This is a genomic window from Bdellovibrio sp. SKB1291214, from assembly GCF_002209355.2.
Classification (GTDB): Bacteria; Bdellovibrionota; Bdellovibrionia; order Bdellovibrionales; family Bdellovibrionaceae; genus Bdellovibrio.
The window spans coordinates 2,594,141-2,614,057 of sequence record NZ_CP106855.1; the positions used below are offsets into that span (position 1 = coordinate 2,594,141).

At 45.3% G+C, this 19,917-nt stretch carries 21 protein-coding genes; 11 read left to right on the forward strand and 10 right to left on the reverse strand.

The window, feature by feature from the left end; translation table 11 throughout:
• Positions 1–57 precede the first annotated feature (57 nt).
• Positions 58–585 carry a MerC domain-containing protein gene (locus tag B9G69_RS12855; RefSeq protein WP_254916796.1) on the forward strand — a complete coding sequence of 176 codons (528 nt, stop codon included), beginning with the start codon at positions 58–60 and terminating at the stop codon, positions 583–585.
• A 202-nt stretch (positions 586–787) separates the two neighbouring features.
• Positions 788–1,147: a high-potential iron-sulfur protein gene (locus tag B9G69_RS12860; protein WP_088614743.1), complete on the forward strand. Its 360-nt coding sequence runs from the start codon at positions 788–790 to the stop codon at positions 1,145–1,147.
• Positions 1,148–1,224: 77 nt separating this feature from the next.
• On the opposite strand, the gene B9G69_RS12865 is transcribed toward B9G69_RS12860, so the two are convergent.
• Positions 1,225–2,889, reverse strand: coding sequence for an AMP-binding protein (locus B9G69_RS12865; RefSeq protein ID WP_088614742.1), 1,665 nt, complete (start codon positions 2,887–2,889; stop codon positions 1,225–1,227).
• Positions 2,890–3,000: 111 nt separating this feature from the next.
• Here B9G69_RS12865 and B9G69_RS12870 point away from each other — a divergent pair, with 111 nt between their 5' ends.
• From B9G69_RS12870 to thrS, 4 genes are all read left to right on the forward strand, one after another.
• Positions 3,001–4,164, forward strand: coding sequence for a hypothetical protein (locus B9G69_RS12870; protein WP_088614741.1), 1,164 nt, complete (start codon positions 3,001–3,003; stop codon positions 4,162–4,164).
• Positions 4,136–4,624, forward strand: a complete 489-nt coding sequence (locus B9G69_RS12875) for a peroxiredoxin family protein (protein WP_176400914.1) — start codon at positions 4,136–4,138, stop codon at positions 4,622–4,624. The genes B9G69_RS12870 and B9G69_RS12875 overlap by 29 nt, the downstream gene beginning before the upstream one ends.
• 53 nt (positions 4,625–4,677) lie before the next feature.
• Positions 4,678–5,094, forward strand: coding sequence for a DUF4288 domain-containing protein (locus tag B9G69_RS12880; RefSeq protein ID WP_088614739.1), 417 nt, complete (start codon positions 4,678–4,680; stop codon positions 5,092–5,094).
• Between the two features lie 453 nt (positions 5,095–5,547).
• On the forward strand, positions 5,548–6,696 hold the full coding sequence (gene thrS, locus B9G69_RS12885) for a threonine--tRNA ligase (protein WP_254916795.1): 1,149 nt from the start codon (positions 5,548–5,550) through the stop codon (positions 6,694–6,696).
• 259 nt (positions 6,697–6,955) lie between these two features.
• Here thrS and htpG read toward each other — a convergent pair whose 3' ends face one another.
• From htpG to B9G69_RS12910, 5 genes are read right to left on the reverse strand one after another with little or no spacing between them, the layout of a single operon-like run.
• Positions 6,956–8,821, reverse strand: coding sequence for a molecular chaperone HtpG (gene htpG, locus B9G69_RS12890; RefSeq protein ID WP_088614737.1), 1,866 nt, complete (start codon positions 8,819–8,821; stop codon positions 6,956–6,958).
• Positions 8,822–8,836: 15 nt separating this feature from the next.
• Positions 8,837–9,919: a tryptophan 2,3-dioxygenase family protein gene (locus B9G69_RS12895; protein ID WP_088614736.1), complete on the reverse strand. Its 1,083-nt coding sequence runs from the start codon at positions 9,917–9,919 to the stop codon at positions 8,837–8,839.
• A complete protein-coding gene (locus B9G69_RS12900) occupies positions 9,916–10,941 on the reverse strand; it encodes a threonine aldolase family protein (RefSeq protein ID WP_088614735.1) in 1,026 nt (341 codons plus the stop codon). The genes B9G69_RS12895 and B9G69_RS12900 overlap by 4 nt, the downstream gene beginning before the upstream one ends.
• Before the next feature lie 4 nt (positions 10,942–10,945).
• Positions 10,946–11,899, reverse strand: a complete 954-nt coding sequence (locus B9G69_RS12905) for a formimidoylglutamase (RefSeq protein WP_088614734.1) — start codon at positions 11,897–11,899, stop codon at positions 10,946–10,948.
• Positions 11,899–12,495, reverse strand: a complete 597-nt coding sequence (locus B9G69_RS12910) for a hypothetical protein (RefSeq protein ID WP_088614733.1) — start codon at positions 12,493–12,495, stop codon at positions 11,899–11,901. The genes B9G69_RS12905 and B9G69_RS12910 overlap by 1 nt, the downstream gene beginning before the upstream one ends.
• A gap of 128 nt (positions 12,496–12,623) precedes the next feature.
• Here B9G69_RS12910 and B9G69_RS12915 point away from each other — a divergent pair, with 128 nt between their 5' ends.
• On the forward strand, positions 12,624–13,463 hold the full coding sequence (locus B9G69_RS12915) for a hypothetical protein (RefSeq protein WP_141096886.1): 840 nt from the start codon (positions 12,624–12,626) through the stop codon (positions 13,461–13,463).
• 93 nt (positions 13,464–13,556) lie between these two features.
• Positions 13,557–13,838, forward strand: coding sequence for a helix-turn-helix domain-containing protein (locus tag B9G69_RS12920; RefSeq protein ID WP_088614731.1), 282 nt, complete (start codon positions 13,557–13,559; stop codon positions 13,836–13,838).
• A 75-nt stretch (positions 13,839–13,913) separates the two neighbouring features.
• Here the strand turns inward: B9G69_RS12920 and B9G69_RS12925 are convergent, their stop codons facing one another.
• From B9G69_RS12925 to B9G69_RS12935, 3 genes are all read right to left on the reverse strand, one after another.
• A complete protein-coding gene (locus B9G69_RS12925; RefSeq protein WP_088614730.1) occupies positions 13,914–14,117 on the reverse strand; it encodes a SlyX family protein in 204 nt (67 codons plus the stop codon).
• Positions 14,118–14,127: 10 nt separating this feature from the next.
• The gene (locus B9G69_RS12930; RefSeq protein WP_088614729.1) at positions 14,128–15,462 is read right to left on the reverse strand and encodes a chloride channel protein; all 1,335 of its coding nucleotides are present in this window, start codon (positions 15,460–15,462) and stop codon (positions 14,128–14,130) included.
• Between the two features lie 66 nt (positions 15,463–15,528).
• The gene (locus tag B9G69_RS12935) at positions 15,529–16,455 is read right to left on the reverse strand and encodes an HD-GYP domain-containing protein (protein WP_088614728.1); all 927 of its coding nucleotides are present in this window, start codon (positions 16,453–16,455) and stop codon (positions 15,529–15,531) included.
• 35 nt (positions 16,456–16,490) lie between these two features.
• Here B9G69_RS12935 and B9G69_RS12940 point away from each other — a divergent pair, with 35 nt between their 5' ends.
• Positions 16,491–17,024, forward strand: coding sequence for a hypothetical protein (locus B9G69_RS12940; protein ID WP_088614727.1), 534 nt, complete (start codon positions 16,491–16,493; stop codon positions 17,022–17,024).
• Here B9G69_RS12940 and queG read toward each other — a convergent pair.
• Positions 17,013–18,035 carry a tRNA epoxyqueuosine(34) reductase QueG gene (gene queG, locus B9G69_RS12945; protein WP_254916794.1) on the reverse strand — a complete coding sequence of 341 codons (1,023 nt, stop codon included), beginning with the start codon at positions 18,033–18,035 and terminating at the stop codon, positions 17,013–17,015. The two genes, B9G69_RS12940 and queG, sit on opposite strands and share 12 nt — an antisense overlap.
• Positions 18,036–18,108: 73 nt before the next feature.
• Here queG and B9G69_RS12950 point away from each other — a divergent pair, with 73 nt between their 5' ends.
• Entirely contained in the window at positions 18,109–19,296 is a 1,188-nt protein-coding gene (locus B9G69_RS12950; protein ID WP_088617110.1) for a CCA tRNA nucleotidyltransferase, read from the forward strand.
• Positions 19,293–19,916 carry an RDD family protein gene (locus B9G69_RS12955; protein WP_088614725.1) on the forward strand — a complete coding sequence of 208 codons (624 nt, stop codon included), beginning with the start codon at positions 19,293–19,295 and terminating at the stop codon, positions 19,914–19,916. The genes B9G69_RS12950 and B9G69_RS12955 overlap by 4 nt, the downstream gene beginning before the upstream one ends.
• The last annotated feature ends 1 nt before the right edge of the window (position 19,917 follow it).

Here is a 19,917-nt window from a genome sequence, read left to right on the forward strand (position 1 = left end):
TGGGGCCAGTTGACAGTAACTTGCGTTTAGGGGATAAACAGAGCTTAGGTGGTGAGTGTGGACGAGCAAACTTTAGACGTAAAACCAGTGATTAAAGCAGTTGAATCCTTGTCCAGTGCTGATCTTAAAACATCCTTTGCGATGAATCCTGGAGCTGCTGCTTGCTGCGATGTTGATCACTCAAAACACGCAGAATTCGCAGAGGAGACGGATATCTGGGACCGACTTGGAATGTTTCTTTCCACGTTGTGCGCGATTCACTGTTTGATAACGCCGCTTTTGATTTTGGCTTTACCAGTGCTGGGTGAGGCCTTTGAAGCGGAGTGGGTGCATTTGTCTATGGCGGCAGTTATTTTGCCGATCGGACTTTTTGCTTTTTGGTCTGGTTACAAACATCACCGTCAGAACAAAGTGTTCACGATGGGGGTCTCCGGACTGCTATTAGTTTGTGCAGGATCGGTACTTCCACACGAAATGGTTGAATTCTTTGAGATGGACCTGGTCACGATCTTTGGGAGCTTGTTGCTGGTGACGGCGCACTACTTAAACCGTAAGGCCTGCCAGTGTGAAGTGCACGCGCACTAGGTTTTTCGTCTGTTACTCAAGTAAATTTATTAAAAATTCTAAGCACTTAAAAGCCGCACTTGATGCGGCTTTTTTATTTTCCCGCAACAATTTGTGGCCTTGCCTCTCTATGTCATTCTCATTTACATTTCATTTATAATTGAAAATGTAGTGAAAATGAATACTATTTGATAATCAAAACTGATTCATCAGGAGGAACAACATGAACCGTCGTGGATTTTTGAAAACATTTTTATCCGTGGTAGGAGTAGCAGCCGTTGCTCCAGCATTCGTTCAATCCGCTTATGCGCAGAAAAAAAGAGGCGAGTCGGCTCCAGCCGCTGGTTCTGCTGCTGCGGGTGGCACAGTTATGGTTGATCCAAATGACTCTGTAGCAAAAGCAGTTAAGTACGTTGAAGATCACAACAAAGCACCTGAAGCCAAGGGCAACCATTGTTCAACTTGCGGTTTCTACAAAAAAACCGGTATGAACGCTGGTAAAGAAGTTGGCTCTTGCACAATCTTCGCAGGTAAACACGTCGTCGGTAATGGCTGGTGTGCTAGCTGGAATAAAAAAGCATAGAGTTCGTAAAAAGGACCCGATAGTACGGGTGCGGAAAATAAAAAAAAGGTCCCTTTTGGGGACCTTTTTTATTTCTGCTATTTTGGATCGCGGAGGGCGCGGCGGAGGATTTTTCCGACGTTGGTTTTTGGAAGTTCTGTTCTGAACTCGACCAACTTTGGAATCTTGTAGCCCGTGAGGCTTTTTCTTGCGTGAGCGATCACGTCTTCGGGAGTTAGGTTCGGATCTTTTTTAACGATGACGACTTTCACGATTTCACCGGAATGCTCGTCTGGCACACCAATCGCTGCGACCTCGAGCACGCCAGGATGAGAAGCAATCACTTCTTCCACTTCGTTCGGGTATACGTTAAAGCCTGAGACCAAGATCATATCTTTTTTGCGATCCACGATTTTAAAGAAGCCATCACCATCGACAGTTGCGATGTCGCCTGTTTTCAACCAACCATCAGCAGTTAAAACAGCAGCCGTTTCTTCGGGACGGTTCCAGTAGCCACGCATGACTTGGGGACCTTTGGCACAAAGCTCTCCCGCTTCACCTTGTTTTACTTCATTACCGTCTTCATCGATCAATTTGACGTCGGTGCTTGGCATTGGCAGACCAATAGTACCAACACGATCTGTTCCATCAATAGGGTTGCAAGACACCACCGGCGAGGCTTCAGTCAATCCATAACCTTCCACGATTACAGAGTTCGTCATTTTGATCCACTTTTCAGTGACAGTTTTTTGCAAAGTCATTGCTCCGGCAACGCTGACTCGCACTGATTTAAAATCAATGGTCGCAAATTCCGGATTGTTCATCAAAGCGTTGAACAATGTATTCACGCCCGAAACAATCGAAAAAGGTCTTGCTTTCAATTCCTTGATAAAGCCTGGGATGTCTTTTGGATTGGTGATCAGAATGTTTTCTGCTCCCATTTTCAAAAGGGCCAAGCAGTTCACGGTCAAAGCAAAGATGTGGTAAAGGGGAAGTGCTGCGATTGCGATTTCGCGGCCTTCCTCTAATTTGGGTCTCATCCATTCGCGGATTTGCATCATGTTTGAGATCACGTTTTTGTGAGTTAACATGGCGCCTTTTGCGACGCCCGTTGTTCCCCCTGTGTATTGAAGGAAAGCTAAATCATCGTGATTGGTTTTGACGTTTTGGTGAGGGCGCATCGCTCCTAGTTCCAAAGCCTGGCGGAATGTGTAGGCTTGAGGAATATCAAACTTCGGAACCATTTTTTTGATGTACTTTACAACCGAGTTCACCAAGATTCTTTTCGGAGTCGGGAATAGATCCGCAAGCTCTGTGATTACAACGCTTTCGATTTGCGTGTCCTTGATGATGGCTTGCAAGTGATTTGCAAAGTTCGCCATGATCACGATAGCTTTCGCACCAGAGTCTTTAAATTGATGTTGCATTTCGTGAGCCGTGTACAGCGGATTGGTGTTTACAATTGTAAGTCCCACGCGAAGCGCCGCAAACGCGGCTACTGGGAATTGTAATAAGTTTGGCATCTGAATCGCAATGCGATCGCCTTTTTTAAGTTTCAATTCGTTTTGTAGGAAGGAGGCAAAGTGATTTACCTTTTGGTCTAGCTCCGTGAAAGTGAGGCTGACACCCATGTTGGTAAAGGCTTTGTTTGATGGGAATTTGCGAACGGCTTCGTCGTAAATATCAATCAGGGATTGATATTCATTTGGATCAATCTCAGGTCCAATGCCTTGAGGGTAGTTCTTGAGCCAAATCTTTTCCATTATGCCTCCTGATGACGTTCTAAATGTGCTGTGCTTTTATTCTAGAGTAAAGGTTCGAGACGGGTAAAGGAAATTCTTGTGTTCAGACGAGCCCTTTGCAAGACTTAAGGAATGAACATTTGTAAAATCCTTCTCGCAGTCACGGTCTCAGTTGGTTTGCTTACGTCTTGTGTTCGTAAGAAGGAAGCACAAGTGGACACGGCTCCTGTTTCGAATGCTGTCGTCAACATGCCTAAGAAAGTAGTTACTACTCCGCAGGAAAAATCTTTGAATCTTTTTATTCGAGTGATGGAGCAAGCCGACAGTGTTCATCGCGAAGCTTGGTGGGTGTTAACGGGTGAACGTCGTCCGCTGTTAAGATCTTCATTTGGTAAAGTTCAGCGCGCCTTGCTGACTCAACAAAATGCAAAACTGGGCAATAAATCATTGTTCAGTTGCGATCGCTATGAAGTAAAGCGCGATGTGATGTCGCAAACGGGATATCCACAGAAAATCGAAATGTATGAGCGTTGTTCTTCCAAAGCTCCCGCTAAGCGCATGGCGATGATCAACGCGCAAAAAGAAGGAGAGTTTGATTTGACTCTTTTTCCAGAGGGACTTCAGGAAGTCTTAGGTGTCAGTGCGGCTATTTTGAATATCACTGTGACATGTAAAGTTCGCGCCAATGCCGATGATCAGTTACTAGCTTTAAATTGTAAAAACTGGGCTCAGGAAAAAGATCGCATCCAGATGATTCGTTTAGATGTTTATGACTATCAAAAAGACGGTCAAAACATGATAAAGCTGCGTGGAAAGGTTTACGAGAACTTGACTGATGTTCGAAAAATTGAAGCGGACGTTCCCATGTCGGGTAAGATCACCGTGACCGAGACAGAGCTTTATGCGCCAACTCCTTCTCCGACTCCTAAAAAGTCGCCATCTCCTGTGCCGCACAAGTCTCCTGTGGCGGATGGTCCACAGCAGCCGCCAGGAGAAGAGCCACAAGCGCAAGTGACTCCGAAACCTTCGGGACCGGTGTCGGTGCCTATGGATCAGCCGACCGTGCAGTTGCCGGGCGGTGTGATCGGTGGTGAGGGTGCACCTGCGTCTGATGCTCCGGCTGATCCTGCAGCGGCGCAAGGTTGGCCGACGGATGAGAATGGAAATATCATTGAAAATCCACAACCGATTGACAATGGGACAGATCCGTCGCAACAACAAGATCAACAACATCCACAGCAACCCGCGGAGCACCCGGGTATTTTGAATGATCAAGGAGCCTCAGGTGGCCGCTAAAGTTGAAATAGGTAAAAAAGTTCCGGCTTTTAAAATTCCCTCCTCCAGCGGGGAGACGTTTTCTTTGTCCTCGATGAAGGGCAAAAAAATCGTTCTGTATTTCTATCCCAAGGACAGCACTCCGGGCTGTACGACAGAATCGATTGAGTTCAACGAGCTTTTGCCAAAATTTAAAAAAGAAAACACGGAGATCATCGGTGTTTCCCGGGACAGCTTGAAATCCCATGACAAGTTCATTTGCAAGTACGACTTTAAATTCCAATTGTTGTCTGACGAAGAAGAAGAGCTGTGCAAAATCTTTGATGTGATCAAAGAAAAGAACATGTACGGCAAAAAAGTCATGGGCATCGAGCGCAGCACTTTCGTGATCGACGAAGACGGTAAGCTTGCGGGCGAATTCCGTAAAATCAAAGCAGAAGGCCATGCGGCTGAGATGCTGAAATTTGTAAAAACAATTTAATTTAATAAACAGTGGCGAATTTTTTCGTCACAGAACTTCCACAGGATTTAGTCATGGCAAATAAAAAATGGTTCGCAGTTAAGACTCTTTACGTAACTCGTGCAGTTGGTAAAACGAAAGTTAAACCAGCTTTCGCAGAATTGCTGGAAGAGCGCGTGGTCTTGTTCCAAGCGGCGAACGCAAACGGCGCAGTGAAAGCCGCTGAAAAAGACGCAAAAGAATACAGCAAATACACTTACAAAAATTTTGAAGGCCAAGCTGTTCAAACTGAATACTTGAATGCTTGTGACGTTTTCGAATTATATGAAACTCTTGAAAGCGGCGTTGAGTTGTTTGCTTCCACAGAAGTTCTGACTAAGAAAGCTTCAAAAAACGACCTGATCGCCCGCCGTCTTGGCAAACTCGAAACAAACAGCACAATCAAAATGCGCAAACGTTTCATGAGCAAAGAATTGGGAGCTTACATCTAATCAGAAAATGCCGCGCTCAGTAACCGGAGCGGGTGTGAATATTACAAAAAAGAGCCCCGATTCGTCGGGGCTTTTTTATTGCCTCTTAGGGCTCATAACCCGAAGTGCCGGTAGTTCGCTATAAGAATTTCTTATACCCCTTCTAAATACTATCGATTGGTTTTTCTTGTGCTGGTTCGATACATTGAACACCATGAGATTCGCTTTGTTTTCGCTTTTTATTCTAAGTCTTGTTGTCACCACCCCGTAGGGGTTCTTTCTTTTCTGTTGCCGAAGGGCTCACGGCCTTTCGCGCGTATGACTTTTTAATTTTGAAAATTGAATAATCTTTTTGAGGACAACAGGTCCTTGAGATTCATTTGGAGTTTACCATGTCTTTTGAAGAAAAAAACGTGAAGGCCCACGTGCGCCTTCACTCTGACGATCATAGAGCATTGAATAACGGGTCCCGGCTTGCCGCTGTGGCTGCCAAACGGAGTTGTGATTCGCGATGAACTGGAAAAGTTCATGAAGGAGCTGGAGTTCCTTGCCGGATATCAGCGCGTGATGAGCCCGCACATCGCTAAGGAGGAATTTTATCAGCAATCGGGGCATTTGCCTTATTATCAAGGTTCGATGTTCCCAGCGATGGAATTGGAGAATGTCAACTATCGCCTCAGGCCGATGTGCTGCCCTCATCACCATAAGATCTTTGATTCATCGATGCGCAGTTATAAGGAGCTGCCGCTGCGTTTGGCTGAATACGGTCAGGTTTATCGTTATGAGCTGTCAGGGGCGCTATCAGGCCTTATGCGTGTTCGGGGGCTTTGCCAGAACGACGCTCATATCTATTGCAGTGTTGCTCAGGTTAAGAATGAAATCCGCCAGGTGATTGAAATGTACCAACATGCTTACAAGGTTTTAGGAATTTTAGATTACCGCTTGCGATTGTCTAAATGGGACGCGAGCAATCCTGAAAAATACCAAGACAAAAAAGATCAGTGGGAATGGGCCGAGGGCATTTTGCGCGAGGTCTTGGTCGACATGAATTTACGGTTCGACGAAGAAGCTGGCGAAGCGGCGTTTTATGGGCCTAAGATCGATGTGCAGCTTAAGAATATCTATGGCAAAGAAGAATCCGCCTCATCTGTGCAGTTGGATTTCATGAGTGCCGAAAGATTCATCCTAAGCTTTATCAACGAGAAGGGTGAGAAGGAACGTCCCGTGATCGTTCACCGTGCTCCACTGGGCTCCCATGAGCGTTTCGTCGCTTTCTTGATCGAGAAATATAAAGGAGCAATGCCCTTGTGGCTATCGCCAATCCAAGTGCAGATTTTGCCAATTGCGGATCGTCATCAAGAATATGCAAAACAAGTTTGGCTGATGTTGCATAATGCTTTCGTTCGGGTGAATGTCGATAACCGCGTTGAAAGTCTGAATCGCAAAATCAAAGACGCCAAGGAATCGCAAGCGCCGTACATCATTGTTATTGGTGATCAAGAAGTCGCTTCGGGAAACCTAAGTGTTCAAGTTCGCGGAAGCTCCGCGAATAAAAAATTGTCTCCAAAAGTATTTCTAGATGAAGTACGACTGCAAATCGCTGATCGGATAATTGCACCGTAGTGACGCAGCCAGTAACCGGAGCGGTGGTGACATCAATCTGTCCTCCATGTTGAAAGGACGAGAACAATAGCCCCCAGTTTGGTCCCGAGGCTGTTGTTTTTTTAATTCAAAGTGAGTTGGTATGTTTTAAGCTTGGGCCATACCATTCAAAGTATGGCCGTACCTTTACGATCAAGGTAAGGCCGTACCTTTGCGATAATGAGTTTGTAAAGAAATAAAAAAAAAAGCCCTGGGAGACCGGGGCTTTTAGTTTTTGAGATCAGTGAACCGCAGAGATCATTAGCTCCGCAACTTGTTGCGAGAACTTGACTGGATCGGGGATTTGCGAACCTTCGTTGAGCAAGGCTTGAGCGTAAAGGATCTCGGACCATTTCGCTTGTTGGTCGGGAGTTGCCTTGAGCATCTTATCAAACAACGGATGTTTTGGATTGATTTCCATCACGCGCTTCACCGGTTGGTTGTACTCTTGGCCCATTTGCGCCATCAGACGTTGCATGTGTGCTGACGGATCATGTGCTGAAGAAACCAAACACACCGGAGTGCTAGTTAAGCGGTCGGAAAGGACAACGTCTTTCACTTGCGCTTCCAATGTTTTCTTCATGGTCTCCATGACAGGTTTCAAGTTTTCCGCGACAGCTTTCAACTCTTCTTCTTTTTGCTTTTTCTCTTCTTCCGTGTCCAAGTTCAAACCTTCAGCCGTGATGGACTGAAGTTTTTTGTCTTTGAATGTACCGATGGCGTTTACAACCCACTCGTCCACAGGATCGACCATCAAAAGAACTTCAAGGCCTTTCTCTTTCAATTTTTCTAGGTAAGGAGAGTTCGTCACCTGGCCCAATGAATCGCCCGTGATAAAGTAGATGTCTTTTTGTTCCGGCTTCATACGAGAGACATATTCATCCAAGGTCGTCATTTTATCAGACGACGTAGAATGGAACAGGCAAAGTTCTTGGATCTTTTCTTTATTAGCGGGTTCAGAAGGCAGACCCTCTTTGAATGTGGAGCCAAACTCCGACCAGAAGTTTTCGTATTCCGTGCGCTCTTTATTCAAAAGATCTTTCAGACCGCCCAAAATTTTCGTCGTGACATTCTTGCGGATCGCCGTCACCTGACGGTCTTGCTGCAAGATTTCACGAGATACGTTCGATGAAAGATCAGAACTATCCACCAAGCCTTTTACGAAACGCAAATAAGGCGGAAGCAATTCTTTACAGTCTGCCATGATGAATACACGCTTGATGTAAAGGCTTAGGCCGTACTCCATTTCGCGGTTGTTAAAGTTCCAAGGTTTTTTACCAGGGATGTACATCAAAGCATTGAATTCCATCGTACCTTCGGCACGGTAATGGATCGTCTTCAAAGGCTCGTTAAAATCGTGGGACAAGTGCTGATAGAATTCCTTGTGGTCTTCTTTTGTGACTTCAGAAGGGGATTTCAACCAGATCGCTTTTTGCGAGTTCAAAGTTTCGTCTTCGCCCTTGTCGTTTTTCATCTTAATGGGATGAGCAACAAAGTCAGAGTACTTTTTAACCAGGGATTTCAAAACCCACGCGTCGGTAAAATCCTGAACTTCCTCGTCCTCTGCAAACTTCTTTAAGTGCAAAGTGATGGTTGTGCCTGTGCCTCCTGGACGAGGAACCGTGTCCACGGAGTAAGTACCGTCACCCGTTGATTCCCAAACAACGCCTTCGTTAGTACCAGCTTTTTGTGTGTGCAAAGTCACTTTATCAGCAACCATGAACGCCGAATAGAAACCCACACCGAATTGGCCGATCAATTCAGGTTTGTCGCGCATTTCTTGATTCATCTGGGCAAAGGCCTTCGCGCCCGAACGCGCGATAGTCCCAATAAACTGAACTACTTCTTCTTGGTTCATGCCAATACCGTTATCGATGATCTTCAAAGTGCCTTGGTCTTTGTTACCTTCCAAACGGATTTCGGGAGACCAGTCAGCAGGCAGTAAGCTTTGGTGAGTGAGCGATTGAAATTTCAATTTATCAATTGCATCGGAAGCATTTGAAACCAATTCGCGAAGAAAGATTTCTTTATTGGAGTACAGCGAGTGAATGACGATATCTAAAAGTTGTTTGATCTCTGCATTAAATGCTTGAACTTGTTTTGCCATAAAAAAGCTCCTTAACTATGTGTAGTGGAAAGACATTCGGTCCGAAATTGATTTTGGCAAGGCTGGAACCTGACTTCTTGGAATAAAAAATGTCGTCAAATTAAAGAAATCGCTGAAAATCTTGTGTTTAGCGGTCGCAGCAGCCAGGTATTGGTGTCCTGAGGAGCCACCTGTGCCAATTTTATTACCAAGCATGCGCATGGCCATCATGGCGTGGCGATAGCGCCAATTCGTCATATTTTCGTCAATATCCAATAGGGCACGAATAATTCTAAATGGTGTCTGCAAGATCGGTTGATCGCGGTAAAGCTGAATCAACAAAGCGGCATGCATTGCCTTATAAGAAAGACGGAATTGCCCAGCCGCACGCAGCTTATTGAACTCTTCTTCGTTAAAAAGGGCATCAAAGCTTTGCAAAGACTTTTCCAAACCTTCGATCGTTTTCTTTTTATCTTCTTCAGGAATATTTTTATTGGCTTTAACAGTGGCCATATCTTCCGCGAACATTTTATTAACGGCTTGTTTGTAAGAATCCCAGAAGTTGAAGTTTTCACCTTGAAGGAATGGAGTGCGTTCAAGCCATTTCTCTAAAGAATCAAACAAAGAAGGCTTGTCTAAAACTTCCAGCATTTCTTTTTGTTGGCTCTCGCTTAAAGATTTCCAGAAAGGAGCTTGGTTGTATGCCAGACGGTCACCCAGGCGCAAACCTAATTTCGTTTCAATCAAACGCCACTGGAAGCTTTGAAATCCAGAGGCCGGATAAAGCATGTCACGGAAATCCAAAAAATCCAGAGGAGTCATCGTTTCCAAAACATCGATCTGCCCCATGATTAGTCTTTGAATCGCAACGATTCTTTCTAAGCGGGAAGTGGCTTGACCCATTTCCTCTTCAGGGACATTTGGTTTTTGGAAGGTTGCTAAAACAGAATCCAGTTCAAATAGGATTTGTTTGAACCAAAGTTCGTAAGCTTGGTGAACGATGATGAATAACAATTCATCGTGGGCAGGTTTTCCGTAAGTTACACTGACGGGATGTTGTGCATCCAAGATTTTTTCAATGCCTAGATAGTCGTGATAGTGAACTGAAGGGTATTTCATCGTGAAAGCTCCTTAATAGCTAAAGCAAAATTTTGAATGTCAGCACTTTGAGTATCCCAGGAGGTCATCCAGCGGCACTCAAAAGTATTTTCATCCCAGACATAAAAGAAAAACTTTTCGCGCAAGGGTTTCACCCATGCCGAGGGAATTGTCGCAAACACCGCGTTGCTTGCGGGTTTAGTACGAACTTTCACGCCGGGAATGTCGTGCACGGCTTCGTATAGCTCCCGAGCGCGCTCCAACGAATTTCGAGCGATGTCTTTCCAGAGGTCGTTCTTAAAATATTCGATAAACTGGCAGGCGATAAAGCGGGATTTTGAAGGAAGTTGGCTGCTTTGTTTACGCACATATTTAAAATCATGAGCCAATGCCTTATTCGTAAAGATCACGGCTTCGCCCATCATCAGGCCGTTCTTAGTTCCTCCGAAGCTAACAACATCTACACCCAAATCCGTGGTGATTTCTGAAAAATCTTTTTGCAACGAAACAGCAGCATTGGCTAAGCGAGCCCCATCGATATGCACGTAAAGCTTTCGGTCGCGAGCCCAGCCAATTAATGCTCGTAGCTCATCTAGCGAATAAACTGTTCCAAGCTCTGTGGGTTGGGTGATGCTAAGAACGGCCGCCTGCGAGAAATGCTGATCACCGCGACGGATGAACTGTTTTTCCAAGGCTTCGACAGACATCTTTCCATCAACCGAAGGGACGGTTTGAAGTTTAAAGCCGCCCATTTGCTCGGGGGCTCCGCACTCGTCCAGATTGATGTGGGCCACATCCGCGCACAACACACTTTGCCAAGGGCGAGTGATCGCACGCAAAGCTGTGACGTTGGCAGCAGTGCCATTAAAGACAAAGAAAATTTGTGAAGATTCACCGAAGTGCTTGCGAAAGGCGCGCACAGCTTCTTCGGTCCACTCGTCCGTTCCATATGAAGGCGCATGATCCACATTAGCGCGAGCCAATGATTCTAAAATCCTGGGGTGAGTGCCAGCATGATTGTCGCTGCCAAAACCGCGATTCATAAGGTTAACCTTTATTTAAAAGACCAAAGATAAAATTGTGCGAAATAAGGGCTGCCAGTTTCGACGTGCGTTTGTCAGAGTCTAAGGGCGGGGAAACTTCATAGATTCCCATGCCGCGCACATCAAAGTTTTTAATCATCCACTGAAGAGCTTCCAAGAAGTCCTTGGTGAATAATCCTGTCGTCCATGATTGTGAGCAACCCGGAGCTTCGTTGGATGTAAAGGCGTCGATATCGACGCTTAAAAAGATTTTTTTATTCTCTTTACCGCTTAAGTATTTCTTTAATGAATTCAAAAGACCGTTTTCATTGATTTGATCCAAAGTGATGATCTCGGCCCCTTTGGATTTTGCCCAAGCGATGTGAGTTTTGCTGTTGCATTGGTTTTGAATTCCCACCTCTGCAAAATCCACGTGATCAGAAAATTCGGTTAACAGACGATGAAAAGGAGTGCCAGAGTTAAATCCTTTATCGGTAGGACGCACGTCCATATGGGCGTCAAAGTTGATCACCACGGCACCGTCCTTGTGATTTTCGACGAAAGCGGCGGAATCACAGTATCCATAGTCGTGACCGCCACCGAAAGAAATCCAGTGCTTGTTTCTTTTCACAAGGTCTGAAACTAAGGCGCGACCTTTTGCGTGGCGTTCTTCAAGGGGTTTTTCTTTAGACAAGTTTCCAAGATCCAATATCTTGGGAAGTTGTGTGGAAGCCAAGTGGGGAGTCATCTTGTAAAGATAAGTGCGAATTTCAGGGGGAGCGACTTGCGCTCCAACGCGGCCGCCGTTTAAAGCGATGCCTTCGTCATCAGGATATCCCAAGATCGCAAAATTAAAATCAAATCCTTCAAGGGAAGGTTCGTCCTTAGGCCATAGCTGTACGCATTCACCCAGGCGAGGATCCTCTTTGTCATTTTTTGTGAAAAGAAGATGCTTGTCTGTGGGATGTAGCCAACTCATTAATTTTGTCCGGGTTGTTGCATTCTATAAAGGAGCAATGTTTTCGTCAGTTCACCGGTGTCTGAGTTATAGATTTTCATAACTGCAGAGCCTCTGTTGAATTGGATTGTTCCAAATGTCGTACTTTTGGAGTCTGACAAGAACAAGACCCACTCCTTACCAGAGCCAGGAACTAGACTGTAATTATATTCCACAGGATTTGTGGAAACAGAAGCGTAAACTTTGTTACCGTTCGTTACGATGCTTTGAGCCGGGTAGTACTTCATGGAGTTGAAGTCTTGAACGTTGATAACGGCTTCACGAGAATACCAATTACCAAGCATACGGCGTAGGCCGACGTACTCGACGCTTTCGATAGCGACTGAACATTCGCCTGGATTTTTAATACCTGTAGCAGTGACAACGTCACCCGCAGACAGCTTTACCAACGCACTCAGGGCGCCTTCAGTATTTGAAAGCACCAAGTAACGATGGCAAGGATCGTCCGTCGTAAGGTACATGTTTTTGCCCTCGATAGACACTGTGCCAGACACTATTTGCGCAGCAAACGCAACAGCAGAGGACATAGCTGTGAGGACGAAAAATAAAAATCTCATGGCACCCTTGTTCCATGGGGCAAAACGCCGGTCAATAATAAAAGCACTCCACATATTGACTGATATAGTCATGCCTAAGTGGTGAGCAAAACTTGCCCCTCAACCATTAGAATCTTACAATAAATAAAATGTCACAAACAAACGACCTCTATAAGTTAATGTTTCCTTGGGATGAAGTCTTACCTGCGTCTGCCGAAGTGATAGTTCGCGATGTTGATGTGGTAGGTGTCGGGGCTATCCGCAAGCACCAGCTGCTTAAATTAAAGGCTGAACGAGAGATTATTCTGCAAACGCATACGGGGTTTATTCCTGCATCCGTACGCGCGATCTATGATGAAGAATTGCAAAGAACTTTGCAGTGGCTGCAGCCAACTCGTGTGATCGCCTCTAAAGAATTTAATTTTCATGACGAAGTCTTGAAGGCCTTTGTTCGGATTTTTCCAAAAACCCACGAACAACTTGGAGTCATGAATTCAAAATTGTGCGCAGAGTATTTGAAAGAAATGGAGTGGAGCAGTTGGTTGCTTCAAGATCATTGGAGATATTTTAGTGGATTTATCCGCCAAAAATTCGCGAGTAAACAAACGATGGTTGAACTAGTCCAGTGGGAGTGGATCCGCGCCTGGCTTGAGATTCAGCCGTTTGAGATGCCTCCAGCGGGGACTAAACAACTGGTTGTTAATCCGAGTTTGCAGACGTTAAAGCTGTCTCATGATAACGACGTGATTCAACGCACAGAAGGGCTTTATACATTTGTATGCAATCAAGAATCGGTTAAAATATTAGAGAGGAAAATCGAAATTTGCGAGGCTGCACTTTTAGATTTACTCAATGAAGATCGAGCGTTTTCAGAGGAGCGACTCTTAGAAATGGCGATGTTAGAAGATATCCAACCGCCGCTTTCAAAAGATGATTGGAGAAAAAAAATTGAAGTTCTGCTCGGCTCTTCGCTGATTTTGAAAACGTGATAGTGATTTTTTTTAATCGAGTGCTTGTCTTTATTTTGCGTCACTGGTAGCGTCCAAATTGGACACGGGTACGTATTTGGAGGAATTATTTAAATGGCTACACAAGAATCGAAATTGGCGGCTTTTCTAAAAGAGTGTCGTTTGAAATCTGGTTTGTCACAAAAAGAAGTTTCAACTGTTCTAGGATATGAGACAGCACAATTTGTTTCTAACTGGGAGCGTGGAGTTTCTTCTCCACCAATTTCTATTTTGTGGAAATTGGCGGGCTTGTATAAAGTTTCAGCGCAAAAATTATTTGATGTTGTGTTGGAAGAAGAGCTTCGTTTGACGGCGATCAATTTGAAAGCACGTTTCAAGCAAGCAAAAAGCAGCTAGTATTTCTAGCAGCAAAAATCTGGAAACTCTGGAAATAAAAAAGAGCAGCTCAAGGGCTGCTCTTTTTTATTTGTTTTAATAGTGCGGAGGTTTTTCGTTGCCGCGAATTTCCGAGCCCTCGTCGCTTAAGGCTTCCTGCAGACGTCTTGTCAGACCGCTTAGCAGGGTTTCCAATTTGTCGATCGTCTTTTGTTGTTCGTAAATCACTTGGTGAAGTTCTTCGATAACGTGATCTTGATGCGCAACTTTGATTTCTAAATTCGTTAAACGTTCATCCACAAAAGCCTACCTACTCAACCGTGTTCTTTGCATTTTTGCCGTGAAAGAAGTCCTCTTTCACCAAGTCATAGAATGAGTGATGACTTATCATATGAGATACGCCGGCGGCAACTGCTGCACTTAACATCATAGGAAACAAGGAGGAGTGACGATCTGTCATCTCAAATATAAGGATAAAGGCCGTAAAAGGGGTCTTCATGAAGCCTGTAAGAAATCCAATCATCCCGCACAAAATCAGTAGATGGTGGTTATGTGTCCAGACCAATTCAGAAAACAACGAGCCCACGGTGGCTCCAATAGCAAGGGTGGGAGCAAACAGTCCACCAGCAACTCCGGCGATGGACATCAACACGGGTCCCACGATGCGAACCAAGATATCGGAAGCCGAGGCCCAGTCGTCCTTGAATAATAGATTCGTGATGATTGTTTTACCGCCGCCGACGCCGTGTTCATTCCAGAAATAAATGCTGATCCAAAACAACACGCCGCAAACGACATTCACGGCGACAAGTTTTTTGATGGTGGTTAGTTTTTTGCGCTCTTGAGGGATTCGATAAAGCAGCTTACCTAAGAGGGCTCCTAAAATTCCAGTCAGTGCGGCTAAGGTCACGATCCAAAAATAGCTTTGTATCCCCAGGGACTGAATGGTGGGAAAGCCAAAGTACAAGTATCCACCCATGACTGTTTGGACAATCAGACCGGTCACCATCACTGACCAAAGAACATAGGTTTTAAAGTTGTTGAAATAGTCTTTGCTGAGTTCCTCAAGCGCGTAAACGATGCCACCCAATGGCGTGTTAAATGCTGCCGCTAATCCTGAGGCGCCACCGGCAAGAATAAATGAGCGGGTGGAGGCTTGTTCAATCCATCGCGTGGATTTTTCCCCGATCCGATAAAAAATTCCCGAAGCGATTTGCAGTGTGGGTCCTTCTTGCCCTACGGCTCCTCCACCTAAAACACAAACGATGGATGCAAATATTTTTACCAAGATCACGCGAATGCCAATCAGAGAGCGAATCAATCTGCTGTCGCTGGAAGGATCAAGTTCATTTGCGATGAGCATTTGCGGAATACCACTGCCGCTGGCGTGGGCTGCCAAACGGTGGGGGATGTACCAGCTTAAAAATATTGTCGTTAAAGTGACGAGCAAGGAAATCGACCAATGAGTGTTATGCAGTATGTGCAAAGACAATTCTTCGGTCGCGAAAAAAATCTTAGTGTAGAGGATGGACGTAACAGCCGCCACAAAGCTTGCAATAAGAAAAGGGACCACTCGCAGGGATTCCTTGTATTCAAGGCGCTCGATCAATTTGTGCAGTTTGTACTGAATGGCTGATTTAGGCATATATCAGCAATACTCCCATCAAGAGATGATGGGAATTATTATTTGCCGATGTGACAGGATGTCAGTTTAGATGCCCTTCATGATGTCGCTGAGAAGCTGAATATGCTGCAGAGGATGTTGCCCCACGCGCTCTAGCATCAGTTTCTTAGCTGCTTCACTTTTCGGCACACCTTCAAAAGTGATCAAGCGATCAATGGCGTTGGCTGAACATACGATGGTTGCCAAAGGATCGGTGTCTTTTTCACGCAGACCCAAGGGGCCCGAGCCATCAATAAGTTCTTCATGTTGGGCGATGATGTTGATAACCGTTTGATCAAAGTGCTGTTTGTCGCGAACTTTGGCTGCGCCCTCGGAGGGATGTTTCCACCATAAAAGCTTATCCGCTGGATTCATGTCGGCCACTTTTTGATTCACGTTCATTCCCGATAAAAAGTGCCCGTAATCATGTAAAAGGGCCCCCAACGTCAAGAGTTGAGTTTTCTTAATGTCGTTGATTCCAAGTTTTTGCGCCAGGGCGATGGCAAGGGTGGATACCGTCACTCCATGATGGGCTAAGTTTTTATCGGTGTTTTCCATATGCATAATGGAAGACACCGATTGCGCATTAGACATTACGAAACTGACGTATTTGCCTGCAGCATCTTTTGCGTAGTCATAGTTTTCTTTGCTTTCTGGATTTTCAAAGACTTCTTCGCAGTTTGATTGTTGCGCGCCTTGGATGACTTCCACACGGGTTTGCAGATCTTTTCCAGAAGCATTGTCGTATGCCATCTCAAGATTGCGATCCAAATAACCACGATAGAGTTGTTCCTCTGTGGTCAAAATGTACATCTTGCGAAGTTGCTTTTCCTTCAAGCGCTTCAAGCGATCACCTTCAAAACTATCGCCACGACGTAGGTATAGGATCATCTTGTCGTTAATTTTGATATAGGCGTTGAAATCAATTTTTTGGTCTCCGCGAAGTGTACTCACGCGGACTGAGACATAATCCATTGCTTCCAAACCTTCCGATTGCTATCGTTTAGTGAATGTCTATTGATAAAGAAATTGTAAAAGATTTTGTGAGCGAGTCAAAGACCTTGATTGAAGATATGATAGATCTTCTCGAAGGTATAGAAGGCGATTTCTCTCAAGTGCAAAAACTTGCCGATTATGGAAATGGTGTAGATCGCATTATGGGGGGAGCAAAGAGCTTAGCTATGTCAGCCCCCCAAGATCATGCAGTTCACTTGATTTCTGACTATACAGCCCTATGCAAAGCAGTCGGATATAAGGCGTCACAAATCAAAGACAACGAAAATTTGTTTGATGTGTGTGTCGCCACTTTGCTGGATGGTTCCGAGACTCTCGACATACTTTTAGATCGCATTGATGAGCCGTTGTCGGCTTTAAAAGCCAGCATTCCTCAGGCGTTCATTGATCGCCTGCGTTGGGTGTCCGGCAAATTCTCTGATGACGTGGCTGCGAGTGTGGGAACAGGAAAAGCGGCACAAGAGGATCCGGGCAAACAAAAACTTAAACAGAACGAAATCGACGATCTGTTGCGTAAGTTAGGATTGTAGTTGCCTTAAAGTCCAATGGGCTAACTCTCCCAATTTTTCGTGCTCTTTCAGGGCTTCAATTTCAGGTTGAAGCTCTTTTAGTTTTTTATTGGCAGCGACGATCATGGCATTGCGTTTTAAACCAAACGATCCCGCGCGAGCCAAAGGCGTTCCAAAGAAATCTTTCGTTAATTTTTTTCCGGAACTGACCAGGATATAGCGCAATTCCTCTTGCAACGCTGTGGTCTTTTCATTTGATAGCGATAAGGTTTTTTCGATGGATAATTGGCCCTTGAAAACTTTTTGATTCCACGGGCAGACGGTTTGGCACAAGTCACATCCAAAAAACCAATCGCCGATTTTTTCTCGCAAAGATTCCTCTGGGATTTGGCGCGATTCGATTGTCAGATAGGAAATGCACTTACGAGCATCCATTTTTCTGGGTTCTACCAGCGCCCCCGTGGGGCAGGCATCCATACAGCGAGTGCAGGTTCCGCAAAAATCAGGCAACGGGGCCACTTCGGTGCTGATTTTTAATGAAGTGACGATTTCACCAATAAAAAACAAACTCCCTTTTTTAGGGTTGATCACACAAGTATTTTTTCCCACCCATCCTAAGGCGGCTTTCTTAGCAAGGTCGCGTTCCAGTAAGGGAGAGCTATCGGTGAAAGCCATGAATTCTTCGTCAGGAAAAACTTTGGCGAGTTCCTCACAAAGCTTTTGCATGCGTTGCTTAAACCAAAAGTGATAGTCCATGCCCTGGGCATACATGCTGACACGAGCTTCTTTCAGTGGGAAGTTCGCCATTTTTTCTGGATGCGGGTAATAGGGCATGGCAAATACCAAGGCGCTCTCTGCCCGGGCCCATTTGCTTTGTGGATTTTCCTTAATGGGTGCATGCTCTGCCAAATAATTCATTTCACCATGAAGACCCTCGGCGATCCAGCTGCGATAAAAGTCAAAACTTAATGGATTCGCAAGCGGTGCCCAACCGAAATGGGAGACTCCCAAGTCAGCAAGGAAAGGATCCAATAGAGGTTTTATCTCCTGAGGCGTCACGCGAACAAATTCTTTCTTTCAACGAGTTTTTTTGTACACTGAAGGTATGGATCAAGTTCGCACGATTTTGCAATCTCATCCCCATTGGCCCGCAGTCGAGGCAATCTATCACAGGTTGGCCGGTGAAGGCTATAAAGCCTTTTTAGCAGGGGGATGCGTGCGTGACGCTTTATTGGGGTTTAAAGCCAATGACTTAGACATTGCGACGGATGCAACCCCTGAAACCATCGAGAACCTGTTCGAAAAAACCATCAATGTGGGTAAAGTTTTCGGGGTTATGCGAGTTTTAGTCGGCGGAGCCGATATCGAGGTCGCCACGTTTCGAAATGACGGCAATTATCAGGATGGCCGTAGACCTGATCACGTGGTCTTTTCGACCCCTGAAGAAGACGCTGAACGCCGTGATTTCACAGTGAATGCTTTGTTTTACGATCTGGAAAATCACCGGATTTTGGATTTCGTAAATGGCCAAGTGGACCTTAAAAAACAAATTCTTCGCACCGTGGGCGACCCTAGAAAACGCTTCCAAGAGGATCACTTGCGATTGCTGCGGGGAGCTCGTTTTGCGGCTCAACTGGATTTTGCTGTCGAGCCGAATACTTTGGCCGCTATGACTGAAATGGCCTCGGCGGTAAAAACAGTCAGCGGCGAGCGTCTTCGTGACGAGATGGGGAAGCTTTTAAAATCAAAAAATGTTTCTTTGGGACTTCGTGTGATGCAAGACACGGGGTTGCAGTCTGAACTTTTCCCGTGGCGTGCGCCGGATGTATCGTGGACCGCGTATCCAGGATGCGAGATCTGGCAAAATCTAAGTTTATTTCTGCGTACGGCTCAAAAATTTGATTTGGAAAAATCAATTGAGCTTTTGCGCCTGTCGACCAAAGAAAAGCGGGGCATTGAAGATGCCTGGGAGCTTTGGCAAAATCCGGAAGAGTTCTTTACACAACGTCTTGGACTGCAAATTCAACTTTTGCAAAAACCTGGCAAGCAGTGGGCCCTGGAAGTTCTAATGAAAGAAGGCCGCCTCGAGGAACAAATACTTTCTCTGTTCATTCAGCGCCGTGATTTGGGCGAAGAACTGCCGAAGCCTATTTTAAACGGCGAAGACTTGAAAGGAAAGCTTCAAGGACCCGCGATTGGGCAGTGTCTGCAAGAAGCTTACTTTTTGCAACTTGAAGGAACATTGAAAGAACGCAAACAAGCTCTATCGTGGCTTGAAGGATATTTGAAATGATTGATATTTACGTTCCCAGCACGTGGCGAAGGTTTTTTGCAGTTTTAATAGATCAGGCCTTTCTTTCGATCTGCTATTTTCCGTTTTTCTCAGCGTTTTACAACGTTTGGTTCAGCGAAACGGATGTGGAGTTGAACTTGTTCCAACTGGGAATGATGTTCTTAATTCCGGCTTTGTACGAAGCTGTGTCTTTGATGTTGATCTCTGCCACTCCCGGGAAATGGCTGTTAGGTCTTAAGGTTGTGCCTTGCAATGATCCTTCGGCAGATCTTGATTATACCCAGTGTCTGTTGCGTCCCTTAACCAGTCGTCTGACTTTCTTTTTTTCTTGGGCTATCTATGCCTTGGCGTTTTTCAGATACGATCGCACGCACTTATCCGATTGGGTGGCAGAAACACGGGTGATTCAGTTTAAGCCTCGGAACACCCGTACGCGCATCCGCTGGATTGTCGGTTCATTCTTTGTTTTATCCTATGCCTATGAGGGCATGGTGTACGCGTCAGCTGTTTTAAATCAGATCAATTGGCAAACGGGCAAAGCCGATCTTCGCGAGCTTTTGATGTCAAACGGTATGGATAACATGGAGTTTGATTTTGATCTGGACGAAGAGGGAGAGTAAG